This is a genomic window from Streptomyces katrae (assembly GCF_000966975.1).
Classification (GTDB): domain Bacteria; phylum Actinomycetota; class Actinomycetes; order Streptomycetales; family Streptomycetaceae; genus Streptomyces; species Streptomyces katrae.
Window position 1 is genome coordinate 1 of sequence record NZ_JZWV01000830.1, and the last position, 5,318, is coordinate 5,318.

5 protein-coding genes are annotated in these 5,318 nt (G+C 70.6%); 3 read left to right on the forward strand and 2 right to left on the reverse strand.

From position 1 onward, the window contains the following. Positions 1–149: 149 nt before the first annotated feature. The gene (locus tag VR44_RS27405; RefSeq protein WP_045950293.1) at positions 150–917 is read right to left on the reverse strand and encodes an ABC transporter permease; all 768 of its coding nucleotides are present in this window, start codon (positions 915–917) and stop codon (positions 150–152) included. Further along, positions 914–1,840, reverse strand: a complete 927-nt coding sequence (locus tag VR44_RS27410; RefSeq protein ID WP_045950294.1) for an ABC transporter ATP-binding protein — start codon at positions 1,838–1,840, stop codon at positions 914–916. Before VR44_RS27410 ends, VR44_RS27405 begins: the two co-directional genes overlap by 4 nt. A gap of 209 nt (positions 1,841–2,049) precedes the next feature. On the opposite strand from VR44_RS27410, the gene VR44_RS27415 reads away from it, so the two are divergent. The 3 genes from VR44_RS27415 to VR44_RS27425 form a co-directional block, all read left to right on the forward strand. Continuing rightward, positions 2,050–2,805: a helix-turn-helix transcriptional regulator gene (locus VR44_RS27415; protein WP_045950295.1), complete on the forward strand. Its 756-nt coding sequence runs from the start codon at positions 2,050–2,052 to the stop codon at positions 2,803–2,805. Beyond that, positions 2,802–4,217, forward strand: a complete 1,416-nt coding sequence (gene sufB, locus VR44_RS27420) for a Fe-S cluster assembly protein SufB (RefSeq protein ID WP_045950296.1) — start codon at positions 2,802–2,804, stop codon at positions 4,215–4,217. Before VR44_RS27415 ends, sufB begins: the two co-directional genes overlap by 4 nt. Positions 4,218–4,282: 65 nt before the next feature. Further along, a partial coding sequence (locus tag VR44_RS27425) for a SufB/SufD family protein (protein WP_045950297.1) occupies positions 4,283–5,318 on the forward strand: 1,036 nt, incomplete at its 3' end.

The window sequence follows — 5,318 nt, forward strand, 5'->3', positions numbered from 1 at the left end:
TCCCGCCTGCCCAACGTCCGGGGGCGGGGATTCACTCCCGCCGCAAGGGCCGCCGGGCGGAGAGACGCGTCACCCCGTCCCGGCGGAACCGGGGCGGGGACAGCGGCGTCGTCCGCAGGGGGGACCCGCGTCGCGGCGCGGTCGCCCCACTACTCCCAGCGGAACCACTTCGCCGCGGCGCCCAGGCCCAGGACGGCCCAGCCGGCCAGTACGGCGGCGTCGCCCCACGGCAGCGCGGCGCCGTTGCGGAGCACCTCGCGCAGCCCGTCGGACAGGGCGGAGATGGGCAGCAGTCCGAGGACGGCCTGGACCGCTCCCGGGAACTTCTCCAGCGGCACGATCACCCCGCCGCCGACGAGCAGCAGCAGGAACACCAGGTTCGCGGCGGCGAGCGTCACCTCGGCCTTGAGGGTGCCCGCCATCAGCAGCCCGAGCCCGGAGAACGCGGCGGTGCCCAGCAGCAGCAGCACGGCGACGGACAGCGGGTTCCCGTGCGGGGACCAGCCCAGCGCGAGGGCGATCACGGTCAGCAGGGCGACCTGGAGCACCTCGGTGACCAGCACCGACAGGGTCTTGGCGGCCATCAGCGCCCAGCGCGGCAGCGGGGAGGCCCCGAGCCGCTTGAGGACGCCGTAGCGGCGGTCGAAGCCGGTGGCGATGGCCTGGCCGGTGAAGGCGGTGGACATCACGGCCAGCGCCAGGACGCCGGGGGCCAGGAAGTCCACGGACTTCCCCGTACCCGTGTCGACGATGTCGACGGCGGAGAACAGGGTCAGCAGCAGCGCCGGGATGATCACGGTGAGCAGCAGCTGCTCCCCGTTGCGCAGCAGCATCCGGGTCTCCAGCGCGGTCTGCGCCCAGATCATCCGGGAGACCGGTGCGGCCCCCGGCCGGGGGGTGAACGTACCCGCGCTCATGCGCGCAGCTCCTTACCGGTCAGTTCGAGGAAGACGTCCTCCAGGGTGTGCCGCTCCACCGTGAGGCTGCTGGGCATCACCCCGTGCTGGGCGCACCAGGAGGTGACGGTGGCCAGCAGCTGCGGGTCCACGTCGCCGGTGACCCGGTAGGAGCCGGGGGTGAGCTCGGCGGCCTGGGTGCCGTCGGGCAGGGCCTTGAGGAGGGAGGCGAGGTCGAGGGAGGGGCGGCCGGAGAAGCGCAGGGTGTTCTCGGCGCCGCCGCGGCACAGCTGTTCGGGGCTGCCGTGGGCGATGACCCGGCCGGCGTCGACGATGGCCACCTCGTCGGCGAGCTGCTCGGCCTCGTCCATGTGGTGGGTGGTGAGGACGACGGCGACCCCGTCGGCGCGCAGCTCCCGTACGAGGTCCCAGGTGGCTCGGCGGGCCTGCGGGTCGAGGCCGGCGGTGGGCTCGTCCAGGAAGACCAGCTCGGGGCGGCCGACGACGGCCATGGCCAGGGAGAGGCGCTGCTGCTGGCCGCCGGAGAGCCGGCGGTAGGGGGTGCGGCCGCAGCCGCCGAGGCCGAGGCGTTCGACCAGGGCGCCGACGTCCAGCGGGTCGGCGTACAGCTTCGCCATGTGGCGCAGCATCTCGACGGCGCGGGCGCCGGAGTAGATCCCGCCGGACTGGAGCATCACGCCGGTGCGCGGGCGCAGGGCCCGTGCGTCGGCGACCGGGTCGAGGCCCAGGACGCGGACGGTGCCGGCGTCGGGGCGGCGGTAGCCCTCGCAGGTCTCGATCGTGGTGGTCTTGCCCGCGCCGTTGGGGCCGAGGACGGCGGTGACCGCGCCCCCGGGGACGGTGAGGTCCAGGCCGTCGACGGCCGTCTTCGATCCGTACCGTTTCACCAGTCCGCGGATCTCCACGGCGGGGTCGTTGCTCATGCGGGTGAGTCTACGGAGCGGCGGGGGCGCCCACGGGTGGCGGGGGAAGGTTCCCCCTCCCGGGCATCGCCGCTGGCCAGAGGCGGTGGAGCCGGCGGCTTTCGATCACTCTCCGTGGAGGGGTTAGGTAACCCTTAGTGATGGAGGACACCAGTAGTGGCGTCCGTCACGGCTTGTCGGGGCTCCGGTAATTACGCAACAATGGCGTTGTGAAATACGGCGAACGGACGAGCGAGGCCCCCCAGGGGGAGCTCGCGACCGGTGAGCGGTCAACCCGCAACCGGGTCGCGAGGTCCATCCTGGACCACGGCCCCTCCACCGTCGCCGACCTCGCGCAGCGTCTCGGCCTCACCCAGGCCGCCGTCCGCCGCCACCTCGACACGCTCGTCGCCGACGACGTGGTCGCACCCCGTGAGCAGCGTGTGTACGGCGCACGCACCCGGGGCCGGCCCGCCAAGGTCTTCGCGCTCACCGACTGCGGACGCGACGCCTTCGACCAGTCCTACGACAAACTCGCCGTGGACGCCCTGCGCTGGATCGCGCAGTCCGTCGGCGGCGGGGAGAAGGGCGAGGCGGCCGTCGCCGCCTTCGCCCGCGCGAGGATGGCGACGCAGGCGGAGGCCTACCGCGAAGCCGTGGAGGCGGCCGCCCCCGCGGACCGCACCGAGGCCCTCGCGAAGGCGTTGACCGCGGACGGGTACGCTGCTACGGCGAAGAGCGCTCCCGGTCCGCACAGCGGTGAACAGCTCTGTCAGCACCACTGCCCGGTCGCACACGTCGCCGAGCAGTACCCGCAGCTCTGCGAGGCGGAGACCGAGGTCTTCTCCCGCCTGCTCGGGACGCATGTGCAGCGTCTCGCCACGATCGCCCACGGCGACGGGGTGTGCACGACGTTCATCCCGCGAAGCGCGGCACAGCACGACACACCAGCATCTGCAAGTACGGCCGGGAGGAACCCCGCATGACCACGGAGACTGCTCACCCTGAGCTCGAGGGTCTGGGCAACTACGAGTACGGCTGGGCCGACTCCGACGCGGCCGGCGCCGCTGCCAAGCGGGGTCTGTCCGAGGACGTCGTCCGCGACATCTCGGCGAAGAAGTCCGAGCCGGAGTGGATGCTGAACCTCCGCCTCAAGGGCCTCAAGCTGTTCGACAAGAAGCCCATGCCGAAGTGGGGCTCCGACCTCTCGGGCATCGACTTCGACAACATCAAGTACTTCGTGCGGTCCACCGAGAAGCAGGCCGAGTCCTGGGAGGACCTGCCGGAGGACATCAAGAACACGTACGACAAGCTCGGCATCCCCGAGGCGGAGAAGCAGCGCCTCGTCGCCGGTGTCGCGGCCCAGTACGAGTCCGAGGTCGTCTACCACCAGATCCGCGAGGACCTGGAGCAGCAGGGCGTCATCTTCCTCGACACCGACACCGCGCTCAAGGAGCACCCGGAGCTCTTCCAGGAGTACTTCGGCACGGTCATCCCGGTCGGCGACAACAAGTTCGCCTCGCTGAACACCGCCGTGTGGTCGGGCGGCTCCTTCATCTACGTCCCCAAGGGTGTCCACGTGGACATCCCGCTTCAGGCCTACTTCCGCATCAACACGGAGAACATGGGCCAGTTCGAGCGGACGCTGATCATCGTCGACGAGGACGCCTACGTCCACTACGTCGAGGGCTGCACCGCCCCGATCTACTCCTCGGACTCGCTGCACAGCGCCGTGGTCGAGATCATCGTCAAGAAGGGCGGCCGCTGCCGCTACACGACCATCCAGAACTGGTCGAACAACGTCTACAACCTGGTCACCAAGCGCGCCGTGGCGTACGAGGGCGCGACCATGGAGTGGATCGACGGCAACATCGGTTCCAAGGTCACCATGAAGTACCCGGCCGTCTACCTGATGGGCGAGCACGCCAAGGGCGAGACCCTGTCCATCGCCTTCGCGGGCGAGGGCCAGCACCAGGACGCCGGCTCCAAGATGGTCCACATGGCGCCGAACACCTCCTCGAACATCGTCTCCAAGTCGGTGGCGCGGGGCGGCGGCCGCACCTCGTACCGCGGCCTGGTCGAGATCGGCGAGGGCGCCTCGGGCTCCAAGTCCAACGTGCTGTGCGACGCGCTCCTGGTCGACACCATCTCCCGCTCGGACACCTACCCCTACGTCGACGTCCGCGAGGACGACGTGACGATGGGCCACGAGGCCACCGTCTCCAAGGTCTCCGACGACCAGCTCTTCTACCTAATGCAGCGCGGCCTCACCGAGTTCGAGGCCATGGCCATGATCGTGCGCGGCTTCGTCGAGCCGATCGCCAAGGAGCTGCCCATGGAGTACGCGCTGGAGCTGAACCGGCTGATCGAGCTGCAGATGGAGGGCTCGGTCGGTTAAGCACCGGCCGCCCCGTCCCCTCCGCAGCACATTCTTTGACGTAGGAAGAGAGCAGAACGACAGCCATGGCTGAGGCTCAGAACATTCCGGCGGGCTCCACCACCGCCGGCGCGATCGCGGTGGCCGCCGAGTCCACCGTCGCCACCCGGATGAGCGCGCCCCCGTCCTTCGACGTGGCCGACTTCCCGGTCCCGCACGGCCGCGAGGAGGAGTGGCGGTTCACCCCGCTCGCCCGCCTCAAGGGCCTGCACGACGGCACCGCGGTCGCCAACGGAACCATGAAGGCCCAGATCGACGCCCCCGAGGGCGTCACGGTCGAGTCCGTCGAGCGCGACGACGAGCGGATCGGCAAGGCCGGCACCCCCGTCGACCGCGTCGCCGCCCAGGCCTTCTCCTCGTTCGCCAAGGCCACGGTCGTCACCGTGCCCAAGGAGACCGTGCTCGCCGAGCCCATCCGGGTCGCCCTGCACGGCGAGGGCGGCACGACCTTCGGGCACACCGTCTTCGACATCAAGCCGTTCGCCGAGGCGATCATCGTGATCGACCACACCGGTGACGGCGTGCGCGCCGCCAACGTCGACATCCTCGTCGGCGACGGCGCCAAGGTGACCTTCGTGTCGGTCCAGGACTGGGACGACACCGCGGTTCACACCTCGCAGCACAACGCCCTCGTCGGCCGCGACGCCAGCTTCAAGTCCGTCGTCGTGACCTTCGGCGGCGACCTCGTCCGCCTGCACCCGCGCGTCACCTACGCGGGCCCCGGCGGCGAGGCCGAGATGCTCGGCCTGTACTTCACGGACGCCGGCCAGCACCAGGAGCACCGCCTCCTGGTCACGCACGACGCCCCGCACTGCAAGTCCAACGTGGTCTACAAGGGCGCGCTCCAGGGCCAGGACGCCCACGCGGTCTGGATCGGTGACGTCCTCATCGAGAAGTCCGCCGAGGGCACCGACACCTACGAGATGAACCGCAACCTCGTCCTGACGGACGGCGCGCGCGTCGACTCGGTGCCGAACCTGGAGATCGAGACGGGCGAGATCGTCGGCGCCGGCCACGCCTCGGCCACCGGCCGCTTCGACGACGAGCAGCTCTTCTACCTGC

Bases quoted from the DNA above. Each gene is read 5' to 3' on its own strand.
- sufB (WP_045950296.1), top strand. From the start codon at position 2,802: ATGACCACGGAGACTGCTCACCCTGAGCTCGAGGGTCTGGGCAACTAC.
- VR44_RS27410 (WP_045950294.1), bottom strand. From the start codon at position 1,840: ATGAGCAACGACCCCGCCGTGGAGATCCGCGGACTGGTGAAACGGTAC.
- VR44_RS27405 (WP_045950293.1), bottom strand. From the start codon at position 917: ATGAGCGCGGGTACGTTCACCCCCCGGCCGGGGGCCGCACCGGTCTCC.